Origin of the sequence: Streptomyces sp. AB3(2024), from assembly GCF_041862025.1 — a bacterium.
Lineage (GTDB): Bacteria > Actinomycetota > Actinomycetes > Streptomycetales > Streptomycetaceae > Streptomyces.
Genome location: NZ_JBGWAB010000126.1, coordinates 1 through 22,282, shown reverse-complemented (window position 1 = coordinate 22,282; position 22,282 = coordinate 1). Strand labels below are relative to the sequence as shown.

Annotated in this window: 25 protein-coding genes and 1 pseudogene; 14 read left to right on the top strand and 12 right to left on the bottom strand. The window is 72.9% G+C overall.

All coding sequences use genetic code 11. The annotated features are described in order from the left end of the window. Positions 1-108: 108 nt before the first annotated feature. The 4 genes and pseudogenes from ACEPPI_RS33155 to cpt all read left to right on the top strand — a co-directional run. A pseudogene (locus ACEPPI_RS33155) lies at positions 109-750 on the top strand (ATP-binding cassette domain-containing protein); the annotation flags it as partial. 36 nt (positions 751-786) lie between these two features. Further along, positions 787-1,524 (top strand): ABC transporter permease, encoded by a 738-nt coding sequence (locus ACEPPI_RS33150; protein ID WP_373918974.1) that lies wholly within the window; start codon positions 787-789, stop codon positions 1,522-1,524. Positions 1,525-1,564: 40 nt separating this feature from the next. Further along, on the top strand, positions 1,565-2,002 hold the full coding sequence (locus ACEPPI_RS33145) for a hypothetical protein (protein ID WP_373918972.1): 438 nt from the start codon (positions 1,565-1,567) through the stop codon (positions 2,000-2,002). Between the two features lie 51 nt (positions 2,003-2,053). Then, complete coding sequence (gene cpt / locus ACEPPI_RS33140) at positions 2,054-2,587, top strand: chloramphenicol phosphotransferase CPT (protein WP_373918971.1); 534 nt, start codon at positions 2,054-2,056, stop codon at positions 2,585-2,587. A 96-nt stretch (positions 2,588-2,683) separates the two neighbouring features. On the opposite strand, the gene mug is transcribed toward cpt, so the two are convergent. From mug to ACEPPI_RS33115, 5 genes are all read right to left on the bottom strand, one after another. Next, on the bottom strand, positions 2,684-3,232 hold the full coding sequence (mug, locus tag ACEPPI_RS33135) for a G/U mismatch-specific DNA glycosylase (protein WP_373918973.1): 549 nt from the start codon (positions 3,230-3,232) through the stop codon (positions 2,684-2,686). Then, positions 3,229-4,662, bottom strand: coding sequence for an adenylosuccinate lyase (purB, locus tag ACEPPI_RS33130; RefSeq protein ID WP_373918970.1), 1,434 nt, complete (start codon positions 4,660-4,662; stop codon positions 3,229-3,231). The genes mug and purB overlap by 4 nt, the downstream gene beginning before the upstream one ends. 71 nt (positions 4,663-4,733) lie before the next feature. After that, positions 4,734-5,516, bottom strand: a complete 783-nt coding sequence (locus ACEPPI_RS33125; protein ID WP_373918969.1) for an SGNH/GDSL hydrolase family protein — start codon at positions 5,514-5,516, stop codon at positions 4,734-4,736. 59 nt (positions 5,517-5,575) lie between these two features. Further along, on the bottom strand, positions 5,576-6,595 hold the full coding sequence (locus tag ACEPPI_RS33120) for a hemolysin family protein (RefSeq protein WP_373918968.1): 1,020 nt from the start codon (positions 6,593-6,595) through the stop codon (positions 5,576-5,578). After that, the gene (locus ACEPPI_RS33115) at positions 6,592-7,932 is read right to left on the bottom strand and encodes a hemolysin family protein (protein WP_373918967.1); all 1,341 of its coding nucleotides are present in this window, start codon (positions 7,930-7,932) and stop codon (positions 6,592-6,594) included. The genes ACEPPI_RS33120 and ACEPPI_RS33115 overlap by 4 nt, the downstream gene beginning before the upstream one ends. A gap of 279 nt (positions 7,933-8,211) precedes the next feature. On the opposite strand from ACEPPI_RS33115, the gene ACEPPI_RS33110 reads away from it, so the two are divergent. Together ACEPPI_RS33110 and ACEPPI_RS33105 are read left to right on the top strand one after the other, a co-directional pair. Next, positions 8,212-8,640, top strand: coding sequence for a GNAT family N-acetyltransferase (locus tag ACEPPI_RS33110; RefSeq protein WP_373918966.1), 429 nt, complete (start codon positions 8,212-8,214; stop codon positions 8,638-8,640). 116 nt (positions 8,641-8,756) lie between these two features. Further along, the gene (locus ACEPPI_RS33105; RefSeq protein WP_373918965.1) at positions 8,757-8,999 is read left to right on the top strand and encodes a DUF4937 domain-containing protein; all 243 of its coding nucleotides are present in this window, start codon (positions 8,757-8,759) and stop codon (positions 8,997-8,999) included. Positions 9,000-9,064: 65 nt separating this feature from the next. Here ACEPPI_RS33105 and ACEPPI_RS33100 read toward each other — a convergent pair whose 3' ends face one another. Beyond that, positions 9,065-10,117, bottom strand: a complete 1,053-nt coding sequence (locus tag ACEPPI_RS33100) for a YncE family protein (protein ID WP_373918964.1) — start codon at positions 10,115-10,117, stop codon at positions 9,065-9,067. A 147-nt stretch (positions 10,118-10,264) separates the two neighbouring features. On the opposite strand from ACEPPI_RS33100, the gene ACEPPI_RS33095 reads away from it, so the two are divergent. Further along, positions 10,265-11,197, top strand: coding sequence for a LysR family transcriptional regulator (locus tag ACEPPI_RS33095; RefSeq protein ID WP_373918963.1), 933 nt, complete (start codon positions 10,265-10,267; stop codon positions 11,195-11,197). On the opposite strand, the gene ACEPPI_RS33090 is transcribed toward ACEPPI_RS33095, so the two are convergent. Next, positions 11,166-11,828: a class I SAM-dependent methyltransferase gene (locus ACEPPI_RS33090; RefSeq protein ID WP_373918962.1), complete on the bottom strand. Its 663-nt coding sequence runs from the start codon at positions 11,826-11,828 to the stop codon at positions 11,166-11,168. The genes ACEPPI_RS33095 and ACEPPI_RS33090 overlap by 32 nt on opposite strands. 295 nt (positions 11,829-12,123) lie before the next feature. Between ACEPPI_RS33090 and ACEPPI_RS33085 the strand changes: the two genes are divergently transcribed. Continuing rightward, positions 12,124-12,687: a hypothetical protein gene (locus ACEPPI_RS33085; protein WP_373918961.1), complete on the top strand. Its 564-nt coding sequence runs from the start codon at positions 12,124-12,126 to the stop codon at positions 12,685-12,687. A 201-nt stretch (positions 12,688-12,888) separates the two neighbouring features. Here the strand turns inward: ACEPPI_RS33085 and bioD are convergent, their stop codons facing one another. Genes bioD through bioB form a run of 3 tightly spaced genes read right to left on the bottom strand, consistent with a single transcriptional unit; the run spans position 12,889 to position 16,178 of the window. After that, a complete protein-coding gene (gene bioD, locus ACEPPI_RS33080; protein WP_373918960.1) occupies positions 12,889-13,608 on the bottom strand; it encodes a dethiobiotin synthase in 720 nt (239 codons plus the stop codon). Position 13,609: 1 nt separating this feature from the next. Next, complete coding sequence (locus ACEPPI_RS33075) at positions 13,610-14,944, bottom strand: adenosylmethionine--8-amino-7-oxononanoate transaminase (protein ID WP_373918959.1); 1,335 nt, start codon at positions 14,942-14,944, stop codon at positions 13,610-13,612. Next, positions 14,937-16,178: a biotin synthase BioB gene (gene bioB / locus ACEPPI_RS33070; RefSeq protein ID WP_373918958.1), complete on the bottom strand. Its 1,242-nt coding sequence runs from the start codon at positions 16,176-16,178 to the stop codon at positions 14,937-14,939. The genes ACEPPI_RS33075 and bioB overlap by 8 nt, the downstream gene beginning before the upstream one ends. A 155-nt stretch (positions 16,179-16,333) precedes the next feature. Here bioB and ACEPPI_RS33065 point away from each other — a divergent pair, with 155 nt between their 5' ends. Continuing rightward, positions 16,334-17,506 (top strand): 8-amino-7-oxononanoate synthase, encoded by a 1,173-nt coding sequence (locus tag ACEPPI_RS33065; protein WP_373918957.1) that lies wholly within the window; start codon positions 16,334-16,336, stop codon positions 17,504-17,506. Between the two features lie 3 nt (positions 17,507-17,509). Here ACEPPI_RS33065 and ACEPPI_RS33060 read toward each other — a convergent pair whose 3' ends face one another. Both ACEPPI_RS33060 and ACEPPI_RS33055 read right to left on the bottom strand, forming a co-directional pair. After that, positions 17,510-17,749 carry a DUF397 domain-containing protein gene (locus ACEPPI_RS33060; RefSeq protein WP_373918956.1) on the bottom strand — a complete coding sequence of 80 codons (240 nt, stop codon included), beginning with the start codon at positions 17,747-17,749 and terminating at the stop codon, positions 17,510-17,512. 13 nt (positions 17,750-17,762) lie between these two features. Then, positions 17,763-18,647 carry a helix-turn-helix domain-containing protein gene (locus ACEPPI_RS33055; RefSeq protein WP_373918955.1) on the bottom strand — a complete coding sequence of 295 codons (885 nt, stop codon included), beginning with the start codon at positions 18,645-18,647 and terminating at the stop codon, positions 17,763-17,765. A gap of 197 nt (positions 18,648-18,844) precedes the next feature. Here ACEPPI_RS33055 and ACEPPI_RS33050 point away from each other — a divergent pair, with 197 nt between their 5' ends. The 5 genes from ACEPPI_RS33050 to ACEPPI_RS33030 form a co-directional block, all read left to right on the top strand. Continuing rightward, positions 18,845-19,294, top strand: coding sequence for an ATP-binding protein (locus ACEPPI_RS33050; RefSeq protein ID WP_373918954.1), 450 nt, complete (start codon positions 18,845-18,847; stop codon positions 19,292-19,294). Between the two features lie 312 nt (positions 19,295-19,606). Then, entirely contained in the window at positions 19,607-19,909 is a 303-nt protein-coding gene (locus ACEPPI_RS33045) for an urease subunit gamma (protein ID WP_280919855.1), read from the top strand. A 14-nt stretch (positions 19,910-19,923) separates the two neighbouring features. Continuing rightward, positions 19,924-20,235 carry an urease subunit beta gene (locus tag ACEPPI_RS33040; protein ID WP_373918953.1) on the top strand — a complete coding sequence of 104 codons (312 nt, stop codon included), beginning with the start codon at positions 19,924-19,926 and terminating at the stop codon, positions 20,233-20,235. Next, positions 20,228-21,949, top strand: coding sequence for an urease subunit alpha (locus ACEPPI_RS33035; protein WP_373918952.1), 1,722 nt, complete (start codon positions 20,228-20,230; stop codon positions 21,947-21,949). The genes ACEPPI_RS33040 and ACEPPI_RS33035 overlap by 8 nt, the downstream gene beginning before the upstream one ends. Before the next feature lie 58 nt (positions 21,950-22,007). Beyond that, positions 22,008-22,282 (top strand): urease accessory UreF family protein (locus ACEPPI_RS33030; protein ID WP_373918951.1); only part of this gene is annotated, 275 nt, incomplete at its 3' end.

Genomic DNA, 22,282 nt, shown 5'->3' with positions numbered 1-22,282 from the left:
CCCCCCCCCCCCCCCCCCCCCCCCCCCCCCCCCCCCCCCCCCCCCCCCCCCCCCCCCCCCCCCCCCCCCCCCCCCCCCCCCCCCCCCCCCCCCCCCCCCCCCCCCCGGGCCCGCGACCACCTCCTCGCGCTCGCCGTCAGCAACGGCATCCCACCCGCCCGCGTCGACAGGGTCCTGGAGCAGGCCGGTATCGCGGCCGTCGCCCGCCGCCGCATCGGGACCTTCTCACTCGGCATGCGCCAGCGCCTGGGCATAGCCGCCGCCCTGCTGGGCGACCCCGGAGTGCTGCTCCTGGACGAGCCGACGAACGGCCTCGACCCGGAGGGCATCATCTGGATCCGAGAGCTGATGCGCGGCCTCGCAGCCGAAGGGCGCACCGTCTTCGTCTCCAGTCACCTGATGGCCGAGTCGGCGGCGTTCGTCGACCACCTGGTGGTGCTGGGGCGGGGCAGGCTCCTCGCCGACACCTCGATGGAGGAGTTCATCACCGCCCGCAGCACCCGGAGGGTGCGGTTGCGGACCTCGGAGCCGGCCCGGATGGGGGCCGCCCTGGCCCGGGACGGCTTCGAGTTGGTCGCCGCCGAGGAGGGGCACTGGACCGTCGAGGGCATACGGGCCGACCGGATCGGCGCCCTCGCCGCCCGTGAGGGCATCCCCGTCCTGGAGCTGGCCGACGAGCGGGCCTCCCTGGAGCAGGCCTATCTCGATCTCACCGCCGACCGTGCGCAGTTCTGCGCCACCACCACCTGAACCCCGATGGGAGCCACCAGCGTGACCTCCGCAGCCCTGCCCACCGTCTCCGTCCTGCACTCGGAGTGGATCAAGATACGTTCCACCCTTTCGACCCTCGGATCGCTCCTTGCCGTCTTCGCGGCCACCGCCGGCATCACCGTCCTCACCGCCGCCGCCATCGGCACCTCGGAACCGGGAGCACTGGGGGAGGATCGCCTGCTCGGGGCGTTCTTCGGCATCAACTTCGGCCAGATAGCGGCCGTCGCCTTCGGTGCCACGGCCTTCGCCGGTGAATTCCGTGACGGAGCGCTGCGGGTGTCGCTCACCGCCGTGCCCAACCGGACCCGGTTGTACCTGTCGAAGGCCGCCACCGTGGCCGGACTCGCCTTCGTGGTCGGCCAGATCACCGGCCTGGTCACTTTCGTCGCCGGGCAGGCCCTGATGGGGGAGTACGCCCTGTCCCTGGGGGATCCGGGGACCCTGCGGGCCGTGTTCGGCAGCGGCGCCTACCTCACGCTGATCGCCCTGCTGTCCGCCGGTCTGACGGCCCTGGTGCGCAGTGGCACGCTGGTGATGAGCCTGCTCATACCCTTCCTGCTGATCGTGCCCTTCGTGGTCGGTCAGGTCGCCGACGGTGCGGGACAGTTCATGCCCGACCGGGCCGGCCAGGCGGTGATGCGGCTGGAGGCGCAAGGGATGCTCGGTCCGTGGAGCGGGCTCGCGGTGACCACGCTGTGGGCGCTCACGTCGCTGGCGGCGGGGTGGCTGGCCGTGCGGCGGCGCGACGCGTGACGCCGGACCAATTGTCAGTGGCCCCCGGAATACTGACGGTATGACCACGGCACAGCACCTCGACCTGATCGACCGGCTGCGGGCCCAGAACTTCGTGGACATGCCGGTGCGCCTCGGTCGGCACAGCAGCGGTCCCGGCTACCACCTCGTCCGTCTGGAGGAGACCGGGGACTTCTGGGAGGACGACGGTTCGGGCCGCCGGGAAGCCGCCGACCAGATCAGCGCCGAGTACGCCGCCCTCACCCAGGCCCTGACGGAGCGCTGGGGGACGCCCCTGGTCTTCACGCTGCGCTCGCCGGCCGCCCTGGACACCGCACCGGAGGCGTATGCGCAGCCCTGGGAGGAACTGACGCACAGCACCGACCACGTGCACCTCTGGCGGGCGGAGGACCGGTGGCTGGTGGCCTGCGTGACGCAGTGGGGTGAGGAGGACCCCTACACGCTGATGGCGGGGATCACGGTGACGGACCCGCCGTAGGACCGCGAAATCCGTTGTCGCCCGCCGGTGCGGTGGCCCTACTGTGGCGCGGTGCAGACTCGGGTGATCGTTCTCAATGGCGGATCCAGCTCCGGCAAGTCCGGGATCGCCCGGTGCCTGCAGGCGGTCCTGCCGGATCCGTGGCTGGTCTTCGGGACCGACACCCTGGTCGACGCGATGCCGGCGTCGATGCGGGCGATGGACGGGGGCATCGAGTTCGCTCCGGACGGCGAGGTGGTCGTCGGGCCCGCGTTCAGGGCACTGGAGGCGGCCTGGATCGAGGGGATCGCCGCGATGGCGCGGGGCGGGGCCCGGATCGTCGTCGACGAGGTGTTCCTCGGCGGGGCGGCGTCCCAGAAGCGCTGGCAGCAAGCTCTGGGCGGGCTGCGGGTGCTGTGGGTGGGCGTCAGGTGTGAGGGCGCCGTGGCCGCGGGCCGGGAGGTCGCGCGGGGCGACCGGACCGTGGGGATGGCCGCCTCACAGGCGGAGGTCGTCCACCGGGGCGTGGTCTACGACCTGGAGATCGACACCACCCATGCCGAGTCGATGGAGTGCGCGCGGGCCATCGCGGGCCGCGCCGAGTGATCGAGGGCAGGGCCCGCCGCGCGTGAACGACGCCGAGGGGGCGGGGCGGTCCGGAGCACTCGGGCGCGGGGCACCCCTGAGCTCGGCCGGCACCGGTCAGGGGGTGGGCGGAGCCTCCGCCGCCTCGCGGAGGCGGGCGTACTCCTGGGCCATGGACTCCGCGGTCCAGTGGGCGTTGAGGCCGCTGGGGTTGGGCAGTGCCCAGATCCGGGTGGTGCCGATGGTCCGGTCCTGGGGGCCGATCCGAGCCCGGCGGTCGCCGAAGGCGGTGCGGTAGGCGGTGACGCCGACCACGGCGAGCCAGTCCGGCCGCAACCGTTCGACCTTCGCCGTCAGGATCCGGCCGCCCTCACGGAACTCCTCCGCGGTCAGTTCGTCGGCGCGGGCGGTCGCCCGGGCCACGACGTTCGTGATGCCGAGGCGGTAGGTGAGCAGTTCCTCCTGCTCCTCCGGGGCCAGCCTGCGGGGTGTGAAGCCGGACAGGTGGAGGACCGGCCAGAAACGGTTGCCCGGCCGGGCGAAGTGGTGGCCCGTAGCGGCGGACAGGAGCCCCGGGTTGATCCCGCAGAAGAGCACGCGCAGACCGCCCGCGACCACGTCCGGCAGGACGCGGTCGCGGGCGGCTTCGAGCTCGTCGCGGGTCAGAGGATCGACCCCGGCGCGTACCCGGCGGCCTCCGGGTGCTCCTTGGCGATGTCCTCGATCCGGGAGACCACGGTCGCGACCTGGTCGCCCGCGGCGCCGGTGAACGACAGCTTGTCGGCCATGAGGGCGTCCAGCTGCGCGCGGTCCAGCGGCATCCGCTCGTCGGCGGCCAGCTTGTCCAGCAGCTCGTTGCGCTCGGCACCCTGCTCGCGCATGGCGAGCGCGGAGGCCACCGCGTGCTCCTTGATGACCTCGTGGGCGGCCTCACGGCCCACCCCGGCCCGCACCGCGCCCATCAGTACCTTGGTGGTGGCGAGGAAGGGCAGGTAGCGGTCCAGCTCGCGGGCCACGACGGCCGGGAAGGCGCCGAACTCGTCGAGGACGGTCAGGAAGGTCTCCAGCAGGCCGTCGAAGGCGAAGAACGCGTCGGGCAGGGCCACGCGGCGGACCACGGAGCAGGAGACGTCGCCCTCGTTCCACTGGTCGCCGGCCAGCTCGCCGGTCATCGAGGCGTAGCCGCGCAGGATGACCATCAGGCCGTTCACGCGCTCGCAGGAGCGGGTGTTCATCTTGTGCGGCATCGCGGAGGAGCCGACCTGGCCGGGCTTGAAGCCCTCGGTGACCAGCTCGTGGCCCGCCATCAGGCGGATGGTCTTCGCGATCGAGGACGGGGCGGCGGCGAGCTGCACCAGCGCGGTGACCACGTCGTAGTCGAGCGAGCGCGGGTAGACCTGGCCGACGGAGGTGAAGGCCTGGGAGAAGCCCAGGTGGGCGGCGATGCGCTGCTCCAGATCGGCCAGCTTGGCGGCGTCGCCGCCCAGCAGGTCGAGCATGTCCTGGGCGGTGCCGACCGGGCCCTTGATCCCGCGCAGCGGGTAGCGGTCGAGGAGGTTCTCCAGGCGGTCGTAGGCGACCAGGAGCTCGTCGGCGGCGGTCGCGAAGCGCTTGCCCAGGGTCGTCGCCTGCGCGGCGACGTTGTGGGAGCGGCCGGCCATGACCAGCTCGGCGTGCTCGCCGGCCAGCTTGCCGAGACGGGCCAGGACGGCGACCGTGCGGTCCCGGGCCAGCTCCAGCGAGAGCCGGATCTGCAGCTGCTCGACGTTCTCGGTCAGGTCGCGGGAGGTCATGCCCTTGTGCACGTGCTCGTGGCCGGCGAGGGCGTTGAACTCCTCGATCCGGGCCTTCACGTCGTGCCGGGTGACCTTCTCGCGCTCGGCGATGGACGCGAGGTCGACCGTCTCAAGGACGCGCTCGTAGTCGGCGAGGGCGGCGTCCGGGACGTCGATGCCGAGGTCCTTCTGGGCGCGCAGCACGGCGAGCCACAGCCGCCGCTCCAGCGTCACCTTGTACTCGGGGGACCACAGGACGGCGAGCTCCGCGGAGGCGTAGCGGCCGGCCAGGACATTGGGGATGCGGGGCTTGGCTGTCACGTGTAGGGATTCTACTTGGGCCGCGGCTGTGCGTTTGCGCAGGTGGGGGCGCCACCTGTGATTGTGTGTTGCTACGAGGGCGACGAGGCCCCGTACGGCAGCAGTTCGGGCCTCTTGGAGGGGCGGCCGTCGCCCGAGGAGCGGCCCGTCAGGCGGCGGCCGATCCAGGGGAGCAGGTGCTGGCGGGCGAAGCGCAGGTCCTCGGCCCTGCGCACCTGCCAGCCGGGGGCCGCGGCGGGCGGCAGGGCGGCCCGCCAGTCTTCCTGTGCGGGCAGGCCCAGGCTCTGCCAGACCGCCTCCGCCACCCGCCGGTGGCCCTCGGCGGTCAGGTGCAGCCGGTCGACGTCCCACATGCGCGGATCGCCGAGCACCGGGGCCCCGTACAGGTCCACCAGCAGCGCCCCGTGTCGGGCGGCGAGCTCCTCGAGGATGCCGAACAGCTCCTCCATGCGCGGCCGGAAGCGTTCCATGACCGGACCGTTGCGGCCCGGGGAGCGCATCAGCACCAGCCGCCCGCAGGACGGGGCCAGCAGGGCCACGGCCTCTTCCAGGTGGCCGCGGACCCTGCCCATGTCGACCTTCGGCCGCAGGGCGTCGTTGAGCCCGCCCACCAGCGTCACCACGTCGGCGCCCATTGCCGCGGCGGCCGGAGCCTGGTCCTCGGCGATCTGCCCGATCAGCTTTCCGCGCACCGCGAGGTTCGCGTAGCGGAAGCCCGGCTCACGCGCCGCGAGCCGGGCGGCCAGCAGATCGGCCCAGCCCCGGTAGGAGCCGTCCGGCAGCAGGTCGGACATGCCCTCGGTGAAGGAGTCGCCGATCGCGACGAAACTGGTGTAAGACGCATTCATCTCCATGGCGGAGCGATGCTACCGCGCGGTACCCCGACCCCGCAGGGCCGGGGACCGCGCGGCCGTCAGGCGGACGCGGGCCGGCCGAACAGCTCGCGCAGCACGTCCTCCATCGTCACCAGGCCCGTCATGGCCCCGTCCGCCCCGAGGACGGCCGCCAGGTGCGTACGGTTGTGCCGCATGGCGGTGAGCACGTCGTCCAGCGGGGTCTCCGCCCTTACCTGAGCGATGGAGCGCAGTTCGGACTCCGGGAAGGGATCGTCCCGCTCCACCACATCGAGGGCGTCCTTGACGTGCAGGTAGCCCAGGATCCGGCGCTGCTCGTCGACCACGGGGAAACGCGAGTACCCCGACTCGGCCGACAGCAGCTCCAGCCCGTCCGCCGTGATGCCCAGCCGCGCCGTGACCACCCGGTCCACCGGCAGCACCACATCGGTGACCGGGCGTCGACCCAGCTCCAGAGCGTCGTACAGCCGCTCGCTCGCCCGGTCGTCGATGAGCCCCGCGGCCATGGAGTCCTTGACGATCCGGGCCAGCTCGTCGTCCGAGAACGTCGCCGCGACCTCGTCCTTCACCTCCACCCGCAGCAGCCGCAGCAGCGCGTTGGCGAAGGCGTTGATCGCGAAGATCACCGGCTTCAGCGCACGGGTCACGGTCACCAGCGGCGGGCCCAGCAGCAGAGCGGTGCGCACGGGCTCGGACAGTGCCACGTTCTTCGGCAGCATTTCCCCGAACAGCATGTGCAGGTACGTCGCCAGCGCCAGCGCGATCACGAAGGAGATCGCGTGCGTCAGCCCGGAGGGCACCCCGACGAGGTCGAAGAGCGGGGTCAGCAGGTGTGCGATGGCGGGCTCGGCCACCACGCCCAGCACCAGGGTGCACAGGGTGATGCCCAGCTGGGCCGCCGCCATCAGCGCCGACACGTGTTCCAGACCCCACAGCACTGCGCGGGCGCGTCGGTCGCCCTGCTCGGCGTACGGCTCGATCTGGCTGCGCCGGACCGAGATCAGAGCGAACTCCGCGCCGACGAAGAAGGCGTTGACGACCAGGGTCGCCAGGCCGATCAGCAGCTGCACGACGATCATCGGTCCCCCTCCGCAGGTTCGTCACCGGCGGCTTCGGCCGGTGCGTGCAGCAGCACGCGGGCGGCCCGGCGCCCGCCGGCGTCCACCACGTCCAAGCGCCAGCCGTCCAGTTCCAGGCTGTCGCCGACGGCCGGGATCCGGCCGAGTTCGGTGGCTATCAGTCCGGCCAGGGTTTCGTACGGGCCTTCCGGGACGCGCAGACCGATCAGCCGGAGCTGATCGGTGCGTGCGGCGCCGTCGGCGGAGTACAGGGCCCTGCCGGACTCGTCCTTGCCGGCCGGGGCCAGGTCGGAGGTCTCGTGCGGGTCGTGCTCGTCGCGGACCTCGCCGACGACCTCCTCGACGATGTCCTCCAGCGTGGCCACCCCGGCCGTGCCCCCGTATTCGTCGATCACGACGGCCATGGTCTGCTTGCCGGAGAGCCGGTCCAGCAGCCGGTCCACCGTCAGGGACTCCGGTACGAGGAGGGGCTCGCGCAGCAGCCGAGAGACGGGATGGCGGTGCCGCTCCGCGGCGGGCAGCGCGAGCACGTCCTTGATGTGGACGGTGCCGACGACGGTGTCGAGGCTGCCCCGGTAGACGGGGAAGCGCGACAGACCGGTGGCCATGGTCGCGTTCGCCACGTCCTCGGCGGTGGTCTGGACGTCGAGGGCGGTCACCTGCACGCGCGGGGTCATCACGTTCTCCGCGGTGAGGTCGGCCAGGTTCAGTGTGCGCACGAACAGCTCGGCGGTGTCCTTCTCCAGCGCGCCCGCCCTCGCGGAGTGCCGGGCCAGGGCCACCAGCTCCTGGGGGCTGCGCGCGGAGGCCAGCTCCTCTTTGGGTTCCATGCCGAACCGTCGGACCATGTGGTTGGCGGTGGTGTTGAGGTGGCTGATCAGGGGCCTGAAAGCGCGGCTGAAGACCCGCTGCGCCGTGGCGACGCGCTTGGCGATGGCCAGCGGGGAGGAGATGGCCCAGTTCTTGGGCACCAGCTCGCCGACGACCATCAGCACCACGGTCGACAGGGCGGTGCCCAGCACCAGGGCCGTGGAGGAGGCGGCGGCGGCCGAGAGCCCCATGGCCTCGAAGGGTCCCTGGAGCAGGGCGGCGATCGAGGGTTTGGAGATCATGCCGATGACCAGGCCGGTCACCGTGATGCCGAGCTGGGCGCCGGAGAGCTGGAAGGTCAGGCTGCGGACGGCCGCCATGGCGCTGTCGGCGCCCCGCTCGCCGCGCTCGACGGCGCGTTCGAGCTCGCTGCGCTCGACCGTGGTCAGCGAGAACTCGGCCGCGACGAAGACTCCGCAGGCAAGGCAGAGCAGCAGGGCCACGACGAGCAGGAGCACTTCGGTCATCGGTCGTTCACCTCCGTCCCATGATCAGCCAGGAGGAGGGGGGTCGCGCGATGTCGCGTACGGGGATGTCGGGGACTGGGAGGCTCGCCCATGGGCGGACGCTCACACCTTTCGTCTTTCGTCGAACCAGGACCGTTTCCCACATGGTAAAGGAAGGGCAAAGGTGAAGCGTCGCTCTTTTGGGCGAGCGGGAGCGGGCGGTCCGTCCGCTCCCGGCCCGCGTCTCGCGGGGTGGAAGTCGGTGGCGGGGCGCCGGTGGGGCGTGCTTGGCTCCCGACCATGACCGAATTCCAGATACGTACCGCCACCGCGGCCGATGCCGAGAACGTGCTCGCCTTCTGGAAGGAGGCGGCCGAGGGCACCTCGATCACGGACGACGCGGACGGCGTGACCCGGCTCATCGCCCGTGACCCGCTGGCCCTGATCCTCGCGGAGTCCGACGGGGTCCTCGTCGGCTCCGTGATCGCGGGCTGGGACGGATGGCGGGCCTCCCTGTACCGGCTCGCCGTACTGCCCGCCCGCCGCCGCCAGGGGATCGCCTCGGCGCTGCTGGAGGCGGCCGAGCTGCGCTTCGTCGCGGCCGGGGGCCGACGCGGTGACGCGATGGTCCTGGAGGCGAACGAGCGGGCACACCGGATGTGGGCGGCGGCCGGCTACGAGCGCGAGGACCGCTGGCGCCGGTGGGTGAAGCCGTTCGCGCAGGCGTGAGGAGGGGCCCGCGCGCCGGCCCGGTTCGGGCGCGGACCCGGTCCGCTCGGGGAGTCCGAAGGCCGGCGGCAGGGTGAACCGGGACCCGGATCCGCCGGGCGGGTGAACGCGCGGGTATGAGGCAGGTGGGCGGCTGGGACCCCGCCACGGGCCGTGCCCACGTCCTGGGCCTGTGGAGCGACGCGGGGTCCTACCGGCGCTTCATGGAGGAGCGGCACGACCGGGTGTTCGTCGGGCACCTGCCGGCCCTGCGCGCCCGTGCCGGGCTCCGGGAGGATCTCCATTCGATGACGGGTCACCTCATACCCCTGGAACCCGACTGGCGCGTCCTGCCGGTCCCGGCGGTCGCCGCGGGCTGACTTCGGCGGAGGTGGCGGCCGCCCACCCCGTGCCCCGGATATCGCCGTTCGGTGAGTGAGGTGGGTCAGGAGGGGCGGGGGATGTAGGCCAAGCCGTGGGCGCCGGGTTCGGCGAGTTTGGCGATGTCCAGCCGGGCCAGGGTCCCCAGCGTCTCCAGGTCGACGATGTCGACGGTGGACGAGATCACGCAGGCCACGTAGGCGATCCGGCCGTCCGGCGAGGAGGTGATGGTCAGCGGGAAGCGCCCGACCTCCACCTCGCCGAGCCGCTCGCGGGTTTCGGCGGAGAAGACCGTGAGGCGGCCGGGGGCGTGGCTGCCGAGCCGGGAGTTCGGGTCGGGGGTCATGCACAGCTCGCCCGCGAGCAGTTTCCCCGTCGACGTGAGGTGAACCGGGAGGACCAGGTCGCGCGTGGGCAGGGTGTCGACGACGGACGCCGTCCGGGCGTCGACCACCCGGATGCCCGGGGTCGGCCGTTCCTCGGCGGTGGAGAAGGAACCGGCGTAGGGCGCGACGACGAAGGCGTGCGTTCCGTCGGCGGAGACGGCCAGGCCCTCGCTGCCCGGCACCTCGGCCTTGCCGGTGAGGACGCCCCGTTCGAGGTCGACGATCGACACGAACGGCGCCTCCTTGTTGGTGGCGTACCCGGTCCTGCCCGCCGGGTCGATGACGAACCAGTGCGGACCGGGCGCGTCTGTGTCGATCCTGCCCACGGGCCGGCGGGTCCGGGTGTCGACGACCACGACGCCGCCCGGCCGGTCCGCCGAGCCCTCGACGCTGACGTAGAGGAGCCGGCGGGCCGGGTCCAGTGCCAGGCCGTGCGGACCGTGTTCCGGGGCGAGGTCGACGACCTCGACGATCCGGCGGGTGTCGGGATCGATGACGGTCAGTTCGGTGCGCCGGCCGCCGTTCGCGTGGTAGTAGCCCGAACGGTACGCCGTGGTGCACCACAGCAGGCGCTCCGAGGAGTCGAAGCACAACTCGTGTGGCTCGGCGAGGACTTCCACCGAGCCGAGATGCCGGTCGGAGGCGGCGTCGAAGAACGAGACCGTCGGTCCGCTCTGGCTGACCACGGCGAGGACGTCGCCGGCACGGCCGGCGCGCGGGAACTGCTGCATGGAGGATCCCTGAGGAAGGAGGAGAAGGAGGCAACGCCGCGTGTTCTCGCGGCCCCTCCCACTCTGGGCACCGAACGCCTCCACAACCATGCAAGGATCGGCATCAGATAGTTAACTCAGGCGTAAAAGTGCAGCTCAGGAGTGGTTATGGATCTGAATTTGCTGCGGGTGCTGGACGCCTTGCTACAGGAGAACAGCGTGACCCGCGCCGCGGAGCGGCTCGGTACCTCCCCCGCCGCGGTCAGCCGCACCCTGGCCCGCCTCCGCCGCACCGTGGGCGACCCCCTGCTGGTCCGGGCGGGCCAGGGCCTGGTCCCGACCCCGCGCGCCCTGGAACTCCGTGAGGAGGTGAGGGCATTGCTGCGCGGATGCGACAACGTCCTGCGCCCCGGGGCCGGTTTCGACCCCGCGCACCTGCACCGCACCTTCACCGTGCAGGCCACCGACCTGCTCCTGGTCGGGCTGGCCGGGGCGCTGACCGACCGCATCCACGCGGAGGCCCCGAACGTGGACGTGGTCTTCCTTCCGGAGTCGGTGGAAGGCGGTCCCGGGCTGCGGCAGGGTTGGGTGGACGTCGAACTCGGTGTCCTCGGACACCTGGACCCCGAGATCCTGACCCGGCCCCTCACCCGGATGCGGCTGGTCGGGGTCGCCCGCAGCGGTCACCCCCTCTTCGACCGGCGGATCGACGCCCGCGGCTTCGCCGCTGCCGACCACATCGGCATCTCCCGGCTCGGCAAGCGCGTGGGACCCATTGACGGCGCGCTCGCGGAACTCGGGCTGCGGCGCCGGACCCCGGTGATCGTGCCCAGCCACACGAGCGCGATGCTGCTCGCCCGCGACAGCGACCTCGTCGCGCTCACGCCGGCGGACTGGCTCACCGACACGATCTCCGCCCTGGGCCTGCGGACCTTCCCCATCCCGCTCGACCTGGCCCCGCTCGACATCGGGATGGCCTGGCACCCCCGCAACGCGGCCGACCCGGGACACTGCTGGCTCCGAGACCTGCTGGCGGCCGGGTTCGCGGACCCGCTGGGGGAGGGGGCGGTCAGTCGCGGGAGCGACGGGCCGTGCCGATGACGCAGTAGGAGGTGGGCAGGGCCGGGCCGCGTTCGGGCAGGCGGAAGGAGCGGTGCGAGACGATCCGGAAGCCGGCCGCCTCGATCGCGGCGAGCGGGTCGCGGGCGGTATGGCAACCGCCGAAGAGCCGGGGCCACACGGTCCGGTCGAGCATCCGCTGGACGGTGGCCATACCGGGACCGGGGGCCAGTCCGTGTTCCAGGAACCGCAGCTCCGCTTCGGGCCGCAGCACCCGGTGGAGCTCGGCGAGGGCGCGGGGGAGGTTGCGTACGGTGCACAGCACCAGGGAGGCCACGGCGGCGTCGAAGGCCTCGCTCTTCACCGGAAGGGCCTCCGCGACTCCCGGTACGAGGTCCACCGGTACCTCTGCGCGCAGCGCCGCCGCGGCCGCGAGGCGGCGCAGGGTGCGCTCCGGTTCGACCGCGACGACCTCGGAGACGGCACGGGGATAGTGCGCGAAGTTCAGGCCGTTGCCCGCGCCGATCTCGATGACGCGGCCGGAGACCCCGTGCAGGAGCTCCCGGCGCAGGACGCCCATGCCGATGCGGGTCTCGGCGGCGGTGCTGGCGCGGGCGTAGAACCGGGCGAAGTGCGGGTGGTGGACCGTATCGGGGGGAGGTGCGGGCGGCACGGCGGACCTCCTGGCGCGGTTCGGGTGCGGGCACGGGTGCGCGCCCTGCCGGGCAGGTTCCCCGTCCCGGCGCACGGTGAAACCGGAATGCCGGGAACCGCTGCGGGCAGCCGGGTGGAGGCGGGACGGACGGGGCGGGACGGACGGGGCGGGTGGGGCGCGGGGCGGGGCCCGGGAGTGAGGTTCGCGGGCGCGGTTCGGGAGTACGGCCGGGAGCGCCTTCGGGGCGTGAAGTGATAATCGGCAGTCCGGGCAGCGCACTTGGGGGCGGCGCCCGCGAGGAAGGGGAGACCACGTGACATACCGCACCACCCGTGTCCCGCTCACGGCCGCCGGGTTGGCGGCCGTCGGCGCCCTGTTGCTGACCGGCTGCGACGCGGCTCCGGCGGAGCGCCCGAAGGCGGCGGCCCCGCCCGGCCCGGAGGTGTTCTTCGCCGAGGTGGCGGCGCGCTGCGCCGGGGCCGGGTCGGGTGCCCCCGCCCCGGCGCCCGCGGAGCAGGAGCTGCCGGCGGACCCGGAGGCGCGCAAGTACGCGGAGAACCACGGCTACCGGCAGCAGGCCGGGCTGTCCGCCGAGGGCAGGTGCCGGGGGGACGCCCATGCGGCGCGGATCAGGTCGGCGCTCGCAGGGAAGGCGCCGGGCACCGCCGCCGAGCTGACCGGGCTGCTCCGCGGCCTCGGGTACCCGGTCGGCCCCGGTGACGTGGTCGACGGGGCCGGCGGAACGGGGCCCGGTTTCGCGCTGTGGATCCCCGGGAGCGGCCCGTGCGTAGAGGGGACGTCCGCCGCCCCGGCCCGGGTCGAGGCCCACGGCCCGTACGCGGAGGGCGGCTGCCGCGAGCCGAAGGGCGGCCACTGACGACCGCCGGGCGCCGACCGGAAACGGGTTCGCCCTCCCGCCCGGCCCGTTGATCGGACCGGGGGACGGGAGACGGCCCGCCCGGCGGCGGGGCCCCAGTCCTCGCCTTCGGCAGCCGCGCCCCCCGTCCGGAGGCCTACTCCCGGGGAGACGGGCGGATCACCGGGATCCCCCCACCGGACCGGCCGCGCCGACCGGGAGTCAGGCCGGCCACTCCGCCAGGAAGGACTCCGCGGACCAGGTGCCGTGCAGGCGGGGGGCCAGCCAGCCGGGGGCGGCCGTGCGGAACGCGGCGGGTTCCAGCGCGCCGGACCCCTCCGGGACGGCCCCCAGCAGCGGGATCCCCGACACGTCGGGCAGGTCGGCGAGGTTGCAGCGGGCCGCCAGGCCGGGCGCGGCGGGCCAGCTGCCGACCACCACCCCGAACGGGCTCAGGTCCCGGGCGCGCAGGGCCTCCGCGGTCAGGGCGGTGGCGTTCAGCGTTCCGAGTCCCGCCGGGGCGACGACCAGCACCGGGGCCGCCAGCAGCCGCGCCGCGTCGGCCAGGGTGTGGCCCTTCTCGTCGAAGCGCACGAGCAGCCCGCCCGCGCCCTCCACGAGGACGAGGTCGTGGTCGGCGGCGAGCCGCGAGGCCGCCTCCGCGATGGCGGCGGGGGCGAGCGTCGCCAGCCCGGAGCGCCGCGCGGCGGTGTCCGGCGCCAGGGGCTCGGGGTAGCGGACCAGTTCCAGCGCGGTGACGGCCGGGCCGGCCAGGCGGACGGCCTCGGCGACGTCCCCCGGCTCCCCGGGGCCGACGCCGGTCTGCGCCGGCTTGAGGACCGCGACCGAACGCCCGGCGGCCACGGCGGCCGCCGCGATCGCCGAGGTGACCACGGTCTTGCCGATTTCCGTGCCCGTTCCGGACACGACGAGTACGGGCATGTCAGCCTTCCTGGGCGGCCGCGAGAACGGCCTGACAGATCCGTGCGAGATCGGCGTCGCCGGTGACGTAGGGGGGCATCACGTAGATCAGGTCGCGGAACGGCCGTACCCAGACGCCCTCCCGGACCGCCGCCCGGGTGGCGGCCCACACGTCGACCGGGTGGTCGAGCTGGACCGCGCCGAGCGCGCCCAGCACCCGTACGTCCCGGACCCCGGGAAGCGCGCGGGCCCCTTCGAGCCCCTCGCGCAGTCCCGCCTCGATCCGCTTGACCTCGCCCGCCCAGTCCTGCCCGAGCAGCAGGTCGATCGAGGCGAGCGCCACCGCCGCGGCGAGGGGGTTGCCCATGAAGGTCGGGCCGTGCGCGAGCACCGGAACCTCGCCCCGGGAGATCCCGTCGGCGACCCGCCGGGTGCAGAGGGTGGCCGCGAGGGTGAGGTAGCCGCCGGTCAGCGACTTGCCGAGGCACATCACGTCCGGGGTGATCCCCGCGTGGTCGGCGGCGAAGAGCGCGCCGGTGCGGCCGAAGCCCGTCGCGATCTCGTCCAGGATCAGCAGGACCCCGTACTCGTCGCACAGTTCGCGCAGCACCCGCAGGTAGCCCGGGTTGTGGAAGCGCATGCCGCCCGCGCCCTGCACCACCGGCTCGACGATCACGGCGGCCAGCTCGTCCGCGTGGGCGGCGACCATGGCGCGCAGGTGGTCGGCGTACGCCGGGTCCACGGGGGTCTCGAAGCCCCCGGGCGGAGCGTCGGCGAACACCTGCTGTGGCAGGTGGCCCTGCCACAGCTCGTGCATGCCGCCGTCGGGATCGCACACGGCCATCGGCTGCCAGGTGTCGCCGTGGTAGCCGCCGCGCCAGGTCAGCAGCCGGGTCTTCCCGGTGCGGCCGAGTGAACGCCAGTACTGCAGGCACATCTTGACGGCGACCTCGACGGACACCGAGCCCGAGTCGGCCAGGAAGACGTGCTCCAGTCCGGCCGGGGTGATCTCGACGAGCTTCGCGGCCAGCCGGACGGCGGGCTCGTGGGTGAGCCCGCCGAACATCACGTGCGACATCCGGCCCAGCTGGGCCGTCGCCGCCTCGTTCAGCACCGGGTGGTTGTAGCCGTGGATCGCCGACCACCAGGAGGACATGCCGTCGACCAGTTCCTCCTGTCCCTGCGCGGGGGCGGCGAGCCGCAGCCGGACGCCCGAGGCGGAGGAGACGACCAGGTTCTCCTGCCGCCCGGGCATCGGGCCGTACGGGTGCCAGACGTGCTGCCGGTCGAGGTCGATCAGCTGCGCGGTGTCGGACATCCGGTCGAGCGGGTCGTGCAGGGGGAACGGGTCACGCATTGGGCGCGAGCTCCGTCCCCGCACCGCGGCGGCGCACCGCGACGAGGTCCGGGCGGACCTCGCCCGCCTCCGCCTGGGCGGGGGCCTGGGCGGGCGCCTCGTCGGCGTGCCCGGAGCAGCCGCCGCACGCCGAACCGCAGCCGCCCCCGGCCGCGTCGGCCGGGCCGCCCGAACCGCAGACCGAGGCGCCGCCCGCGTGCGAGCCGCAGCCCCCGCCGGCCTTCATTTCGGAGCGGTGCGCGGGCAGGGTCGTCGTACCGGCGCCCTCCACCTCGAATCCGGCGTCCGCGATCATGTCGAGGTCGGCCTGGCCGGCCTGGCCCTCGCTGGTGAGGTAGTCGCCGAGGAAGATCGAGTTGGCCACGTGCAGCGCGAGCGGCTGCATCGAGCGCAGGTGCACCTCGCGGCCGCCGGCGATGCGGACCTCCACGTCGGGGCAGACGAACCGGACCATCGCCAGGATCCGCAGGCAGCGCTGCGGGGTGAGGTTCCACTCCTTGGCCAGCGGGGTGCCCTCGAAGGGGATCAGGAAGTTGACCGGCACCGAGTCCGAGTCCAGTTCGCGCAGGGAGTAGACGACGTCGACCAGGTCCTCGTCGCTCTCGCCCATGCCGGCGATCAGGCCGGAGCAGGCCGACAGGCCGGCCGCGTGCGCCTTCTGCACCGTATCGACACGGTCGGCGTAGGTGTGCGTCTTGGTGATCGAGCCGTACGTGGCCTCGGAGGTGTTGAGGTTGTGGTTGTAGGCATCCGCACCCGCGTCGCGCAGCTTCTCGGCCTGCCCGTCGGCGAGCAGACCCAGACAGGCGCACACCTCGACGCCCTCGTTCTGCTCCTTGATCGCCGCGATGGTCTTGCCGACGCGGTCCACGTCACGGTCCGTCGGGCCGCGTCCGCTGGCCACCAGGCAGACCCGCTTGGCGCCGCCGGCGACGCCCGCGGCGGCGGCCTGGGAGGCCTCCTCGGGCTTCAGCCACGTGTACTTGAGGATCTCGGCCTTCGAACCGAGCCGCTGCGAGCAGTACGAGCAGTCCTCGGGGCAGAGCCCCGACTTCAGGTTGACCAGGTAGTTCAGCTTGACGCGGCGCCCGAACCACTGGCGGCGCACCTTGCCGGCCGCGGCCACCACGTCGAGCAGTTCGTCGTCGGAGGTCGCCAGTACGGCGAGCGCCTCTTCACGGGTCGGCAGCTCGCGCCGCAGTCCCTTTTCCACCAGGGTGTTCAGCAGGTCCATGGGCCCGATCCTGGACCACGCGAGCACTCCCGGCCAAGGAGAGAACGGACAACATGGCCTGAAGGGAGTGTGTGGATCGCCACACCAGTCCCTCGGGTCGCGGCGGCTAGGGTCGAGCAGATCTGTCGACTGCCGACAAAACACGAGGACCGCCGATGACGCAGCACACTCCGCAACCCGAGGACGTCTTCGCCTGGATCGACGGCGCGGAGCGGGCCCGAGAGCAGGCGGGGCTGGTGCGGACGCTGCGCCCGAGGCCCGCCTCCTCGTCCCTGCTGGACCTGGCGAGCAACGACTACCTGGGTCTGTCCCGGCATCCCGAGACCGTGCGCGGGGCGTGCGAGGCCGCCGAACGCTGGGGCGCCGGTGCCACCGGATCCCGCCTGGTCACGGGCACCACCGAGCTGCACACCGAACTCGAACGGGAACTCGCCGATTTCGCCGGTTTCGAGGCGGCCCTGGTGCTTTCCTCCGGATATGCCGCGAACCTCGCCGTCGTGACGGCGCTCAGCGAGCGGGGCACCCTGGTGGTCTCCGACGCGGGGAACCACGCCTCGATCGTCGACGGCTGCCGGCTCTCGCGCGCGGAGGTCGCGGTCACCCCGCACAGCGATCCGGAACCCGTCCGCAAGACCCTCGCCGCCCACGGCGGGCGCGCCCTGCTCGTCACCGACTCGGTCTTCTCGGTGGACGGGGACGCCGCCCCGCTCGCCGAGTACGCCGCGGCCTGCCGGGCCGAGGGCGCCGCGCTGGTCGTGGACGACGCGCACGGTCTGGGGGTGCTCGGCGAGGGGGGCCGGGGAGCCCTGCACGCCGCGGGGCTGGCGGGCGCGCCCGGCGTGGTCGCGACGATGACCCTCTCGAAGTCGCTGGGCAGCCAGGGCGGGGCGGTACTGGGCCCGGCCAAGGTCATCCGGCACCTGGTCAACACCGCGCGGGCCTTCATCTTCGACACCGGGCTGGCCCCGGCCGCCGCCGGCGCCGCACTGGCGGGCCTGCGCCTGCTCCGGCGTGAACCGGAGCGAGCGGCCCGGGTCCGGGAGGTGGCCGCCGAACTGTACGAGCGGCTCACCGCGTCCGGCCTGACCGCGGCCCGGCCGGACGCGGCCGTGGTGTCGGTGCGGGCCCCGTCGGCCTCGGCGGCACTGCGCTGGGCCGCCGACTGCCGCGAGGCAGGTCTGTCCGTGGGGTGCTTCCGTCCGCCGTCGGTGCCGGACGGCATCTCCCGGCTGCGGCTGACCGCTCGGGCCGATCTCACGGGGGACGAGATCGTCCGGGCCGTCGGGACGGTCCTGCGGACCGCTCCGGCCGGAGCCACGGACCGGTAGGCGTCAGCGGCCCGGTGCGACCGGGTCGTGCAGGTCCGCCCGGACCGAGGCGAGGAAGCCGTCCCAGGCCGGCCCGGTGAAGAGCACGGCCGGGCCGTCCGTCCGCTTGGAGTCGCGGACGGCCAGCAGGCCGCCGGTGAGGGCGGCCGCTTCCACGCAGTTGTTCATTCCGGTGCTGCGGCTGCTCCGCCGCCACCGCGCGCTGTTCAGAAGTCCGCTGCTGGATAAGGGGGTTGCGGACACGGGGGGTGCCTCCTTACGCGTCGTCAGCGAGTGAGCTGATGAGATCCGACGAGTCACGGGGCGGGAGGGCGTGTGCCTGGATGGTGCGGAACGCGGCGCCATAGGCCTCCAGGTCTTCCTTCCGCTCCAGATAGAGGCTACTCGTCAAATGGTCGAGTACCACCACATCCAGATCGGCGATGTTCGGAAATGAGAAAATGACGAAGGGGCCCGTCAGGCCGAGATGACCCCCCACGGTGAACGGCAGTACCTGCAAGCGCACTTGGGGCAGCCGGGCCACCTCCACCAGATGCCTCAGCTGCTCCCGCATCACCCCCGGCCCCCCGATCTGCCGCCGCAGCACCGCCTCGTCCAGGACGGCGCTCAGCTCCAGGGGCGGATCCGACCGCAGCACGGCCTGCCGGGCCAGCCGTACGTCGACCAGCGCGTCCACCTTCGGCTCCGGCAGCCCGCCCAGCGCGGCCCTGGTCACGGCCCGCGCGTATTCCGGGGTCTGCAACAGGCCGGGCACGACGGAGAGTTCCACTGTGCGGGCCGCCCGGGCCCCCGCCTCCAGGCTGATGAAGTCGCGGTACTCCTGCGGGAGCAGGCCCCGGTAGTCGTGCCACCACTGCCGTCCGCGCGCGGCGTCCCCGTGTGCCGAGGGGCCGGCCGCCGAGGCGCCCAGGGCTTCCAGCAGGGCGCGCTGCTGCGGACTTACCACCTCGCCGTAGGCGTCGAGCAGCAGCCGGATGTCCGCCGACTTCACGCCGCTGCGGCCCGTTTCGATGCGGCTGATTTTCGACTGGTGCCATCCGACGATCCGGGCCACCTCGCCACTGGTGAGTCCGGAGCGGTCGCGGAGGGCGCGCAACTCCTCGCCGAGCTTGCGCCGACGCACCGCGGGACCGTGCTGCATACCCGCTCTCCTTCCACCGGCACGGCTCGTGCCGGTCTGCCGTCCAAATACGCTCTTCCGTAGCAGAGTTCACCGCATTGAGCGACAGATATATGCATATCTTGGGGGATCGGCGGAAACGGCGGCACGATGGGTGGCACTCTGGCGCTCAGCGTAGATCCGGGGCGGTTCCGTCCCGGTGGGAAAGGGACGTCGCCATGGCAGATCAGCTGGAAGCATCCGTCACTCTGCCGAGCGATCCGGTCTCGGTCGCCGCCGCCCGCCGGTACGTCGCGCAGGTGCTCGACGAATGGGGACTTCCCGAGGACGCGGAGACCGCCGACACCGTTCGGCTGATCGTCTCGGAGCTCGCGACCAACTCGGTCCAGCACACCTTCGGCCAGTCCCCGACCTTCACCGTCGACGTCCGCCTGGAGCGCGAGGAGTGGCTGCGCGTCGGCGTCACCGACAGCCACCCGCGCTGGCCCAGGCGGCTGCCCGCCGCCGTGCAGCAGGACAACGGCCGGGGGATGGTCATCATCCGCTGGCTGGCGGCGGAGGCGGGCGGCAGGCTCTCGGTCAGCCCGACCGCGGACGGGGGCAAGACCGTGTGGATCGCCCTCCCCTGGCCGGCCGGAGCCCCCGCGCGGACCACCCGCGGCTGCTGACCCGCGCCCCTCCCCGGCCCGCCGTCGTATACGGCGGCCGCGCCGCCACGGGCCCGGACAGGTGAACCGGGTGCCTTCCGGAAACGTGGGTTAACTCGGCGGAAAAGTGCGGGCCCTAACGTGAGGGGCCGGGCTCCTCCGCCAACGATCAGCCATGGGCCGGTAAAGGGCCGGTGATCGGGACGGAAAGCCTCTCTCTGTGTTGGGCAAGACATGCTTGGCACGGATATGCACAGGTCAACAGAGTGTTGAAGGCCGGTACGGTCGCTATGGCGCGATGTTGATCATGTCCCGGAAGCTTGGTGATATCAGGTGCAATTGACACCGCACGAACAAGAAAGACTCATGATCCACGTGGCGGCGGACGTGGCCGAGAAGCGCAGGGCGCGCGGGGTCCTGCTGAACCACCCCGAGGCCGTCGCGCTCATCACCTCGCACATCCTCGAAGGCGCCCGTGACGGGCGGACCGTGGCCGAGCTGATGGCCTCCGGCCGCACCGTGCTCACCCGCGCCCAGGTCATGGAGGGCATCCCCGAGATGATCCACGACGTCCAGGTCGAGGCCACGTTCCCGGACGGCACCAAGCTCGTCACCGTCCACGACCCCATCGTCTGAGCGGGAGCGACCAGATGATCCCCGGCGAAATCGCCTTCGGGGACGGTCCGGTGCGCCTGAACGAGGGCCGCCCCGTCACCCGCATCACCGTGCTCAACTCCGCCGACCGGCCCGTCCAGGTCGGCTCCCACTACCACTTCGCCGAGGCCAACCCCGGCCTCGACTTCGACCGCCGGGCGGCCCACGGCCTGCGCCTGAACATCGCCGCCGGCACCGCCGTCCGCTTCGAGCCCGGCATCCCCGTCGCCGTGGAGCTCGTACCGCTGGGCGGGCTGCGCACCGTACCCGGACTGCGTGGAGAGACCGGAGGGCCGCTCGATGGCTGAGATCTCGCGTCGGCAGTACGCCGACCTGTTCGGGCCGACGAAGGGCGACCGGATCCGGCTCGCCGACACCGACCTCTTCGTCGAGATCGAGCAGGACCTCAGCGGCGGACCCGGCAACTCCGGTGACGAGGCCGTCTTCGGCGGTGGCAAGGTCATCCGCGAGTCCATGGGACAGGCCCGCACGACCCGCGCCGAGGGCGCCCCCGACACGGTGATCACCGGCGTCGTGATCCTCGACCACTGGGGCATCGTCAAGGCCGACGTCGGCATCCGCGACGGCCGGATCTGCGGCATCGGCAAGGCGGGCAACCCCGACACCATGGACGGGGTGGAGCCCGCGCTCGTCATCGGCCCCGAGACCGAGATCATCGCCGGCAACGGGAAGATCGTCACCGCGGGCGCCATCGACACCCACATCCACTTCATCTCGCCGACCGTGATCGACGAGGCCCTCGCCTCCGGCATCACCACCCTCGTCGGCGGCGGCACCGGCCCCGCCGAGGGCTCCAAGGCCACCACCGTCACCCCCGGCCCCTGGCACCTGGCCCGCATGTTCGCGGCGCTGGAGGCCTACCCGGTCAACATCGGCCTGCTCGGCAAGGGCAACACCATGTCCCGCGAGGGCATGTACTCCCAACTGCGTGGCGGCGCCCTCGGGTTCAAGATCCACGAGGACTGGGGGGCCACCCCCGCCGTCATCGACGCCTGCCTGAGCGTCGCCGACGAGACCGGCGCGCAGGTCGCGATCCACACCGACACCCTCAACGAGGCCGGGTTCGTGGGCGACACCCTCGCGGCCATCGCCGGGCGGACGATCCACTCGTACCACACCGAGGGTGCGGGCGGCGGGCACGCGCCCGACATCATCACCGTGGTCTCCGAGCCGAACATCCTGCCCAGCTCCACCAATCCCACCCGGCCGCACACCGTCAACACCATCGAGGAACACCTCGACATGCTGATGGTCTGCCACCACCTCAACCCGGCCGTCCCCGAGGACCTCGCCTTCGCAGAGTCCCGGATCCGGCCGTCCACCATCGCCGCCGAGGACGTGCTGCACGACCTCGGGGCCATCTCCATCATCTCCTCCGACTCCCAGGCCATGGGCCGGGTCGGCGAGGTCGTGATGCGGACCTGGCAGACCGCGCACGTGATGAAGAAGCGACGTGGCTTCCTGCCCGGCGACGGCCCCGCCGACAACCACCGGGCCCGCCGCTACGTCGCCAAGTACACGATCAACCCCGCCGTGGCCCAGGGCCTCTCCCGCGAGGTCGGATCGGTCGAGGTGGGCAAGCTCGCCGACCTGGTGCTGTGGACGCCGGCCTTCTTCGGCGTCAAGCCCGAGGTGGTCGTCAAGGGCGGTCAGATCGCCTACGCGCAGATGGGCGACGCCAACGCGTCCATCCCCACCCCGCAGCCGATCCTGCCCCGCCCCATGTTCGGCAGCATCGGAAGCGCACCCGGACTCAACTCGCTCAACTTCACCGCGCAGGCCGCGCTCGACGACGAGCTGCCCGAACGGCTCGGTCTCGGCAAGCAGTTCGTGGCCATCGAGAACACGCGCAAGGTGGGCAAGGCGGACATGCGCAACAACGACGCCATGCCCCGGGTCGAGGTCGACGCCGACACCTTCACCGTCACCATCGACGGGGAGGCCGTGGAACCGGCGCCCGCGACGGAACTGCCCATGGCACAGAGATACTTCCTCTTCTGATGCGGCACACCCTGACGGAGCCTTCCCTGACGGAGCCCAGCCCGACGGAGCCCGGCCGATGAGCCTCGCCGCGCTGCTCGTGCTCGCGGACGGCCGCTTCCCCGCCGGAGGCCACGCGCACTCCGGCGGGGCGGAGGCCGCCTGCAAGGCGGGCCGCATCCACGACGCCGCGACCCTGGCCGACTTCTGCCGGGGCCGCCTCCACACCGCCGGGCTCAGCGCCGCCGCCCTCGCGGCGGCCGCCGCCCTCGGCCTCGACCCGGTGGAGCTCGACGACGCCGCCGACGCCCGTACGCCCTCACCCGCGCTGCGCGCCGCCGCGCGCCGCCTGGG

Bases quoted from the DNA above. Each gene is read 5' to 3' on its own strand.
- ACEPPI_RS33145 (WP_373918972.1), top strand. From the start codon at position 1,565: ATGACCACGGCACAGCACCTCGACCTGATCGACCGGCTGCGGGCCCAG.
- ACEPPI_RS33125 (WP_373918969.1), bottom strand. From the start codon at position 5,516: ATGGAGATGAATGCGTCTTACACCAGTTTCGTCGCGATCGGCGACTCC.
- ACEPPI_RS33120 (WP_373918968.1), bottom strand. From the start codon at position 6,595: ATGATCGTCGTGCAGCTGCTGATCGGCCTGGCGACCCTGGTCGTCAAC.
- ACEPPI_RS33115 (WP_373918967.1), bottom strand. From the start codon at position 7,932: ATGACCGAAGTGCTCCTGCTCGTCGTGGCCCTGCTGCTCTGCCTTGCC.
- ACEPPI_RS33110 (WP_373918966.1), top strand. From the start codon at position 8,212: ATGACCGAATTCCAGATACGTACCGCCACCGCGGCCGATGCCGAGAAC.
- ACEPPI_RS33105 (WP_373918965.1), top strand. From the start codon at position 8,757: ATGAGGCAGGTGGGCGGCTGGGACCCCGCCACGGGCCGTGCCCACGTC.
- ACEPPI_RS33100 (WP_373918964.1), bottom strand. From the start codon at position 10,117: ATGCAGCAGTTCCCGCGCGCCGGCCGTGCCGGCGACGTCCTCGCCGTG.
- ACEPPI_RS33095 (WP_373918963.1), top strand. From the start codon at position 10,265: ATGGATCTGAATTTGCTGCGGGTGCTGGACGCCTTGCTACAGGAGAAC.
- bioD (WP_373918960.1), bottom strand. From the start codon at position 13,608: ATGCCCGTACTCGTCGTGTCCGGAACGGGCACGGAAATCGGCAAGACC.
- ACEPPI_RS33075 (WP_373918959.1), bottom strand. From the start codon at position 14,944: ATGCGTGACCCGTTCCCCCTGCACGACCCGCTCGACCGGATGTCCGAC.
- bioB (WP_373918958.1), bottom strand. From the start codon at position 16,178: ATGGACCTGCTGAACACCCTGGTGGAAAAGGGACTGCGGCGCGAGCTG.
- ACEPPI_RS33065 (WP_373918957.1), top strand. From the start codon at position 16,334: ATGACGCAGCACACTCCGCAACCCGAGGACGTCTTCGCCTGGATCGAC.
- ACEPPI_RS33055 (WP_373918955.1), bottom strand. From the start codon at position 18,647: ATGCAGCACGGTCCCGCGGTGCGTCGGCGCAAGCTCGGCGAGGAGTTG.
- ACEPPI_RS33050 (WP_373918954.1), top strand. From the start codon at position 18,845: ATGGCAGATCAGCTGGAAGCATCCGTCACTCTGCCGAGCGATCCGGTC.
- ACEPPI_RS33040 (WP_373918953.1), top strand. From the start codon at position 19,924: ATGATCCCCGGCGAAATCGCCTTCGGGGACGGTCCGGTGCGCCTGAAC.
- ACEPPI_RS33035 (WP_373918952.1), top strand. From the start codon at position 20,228: ATGGCTGAGATCTCGCGTCGGCAGTACGCCGACCTGTTCGGGCCGACG.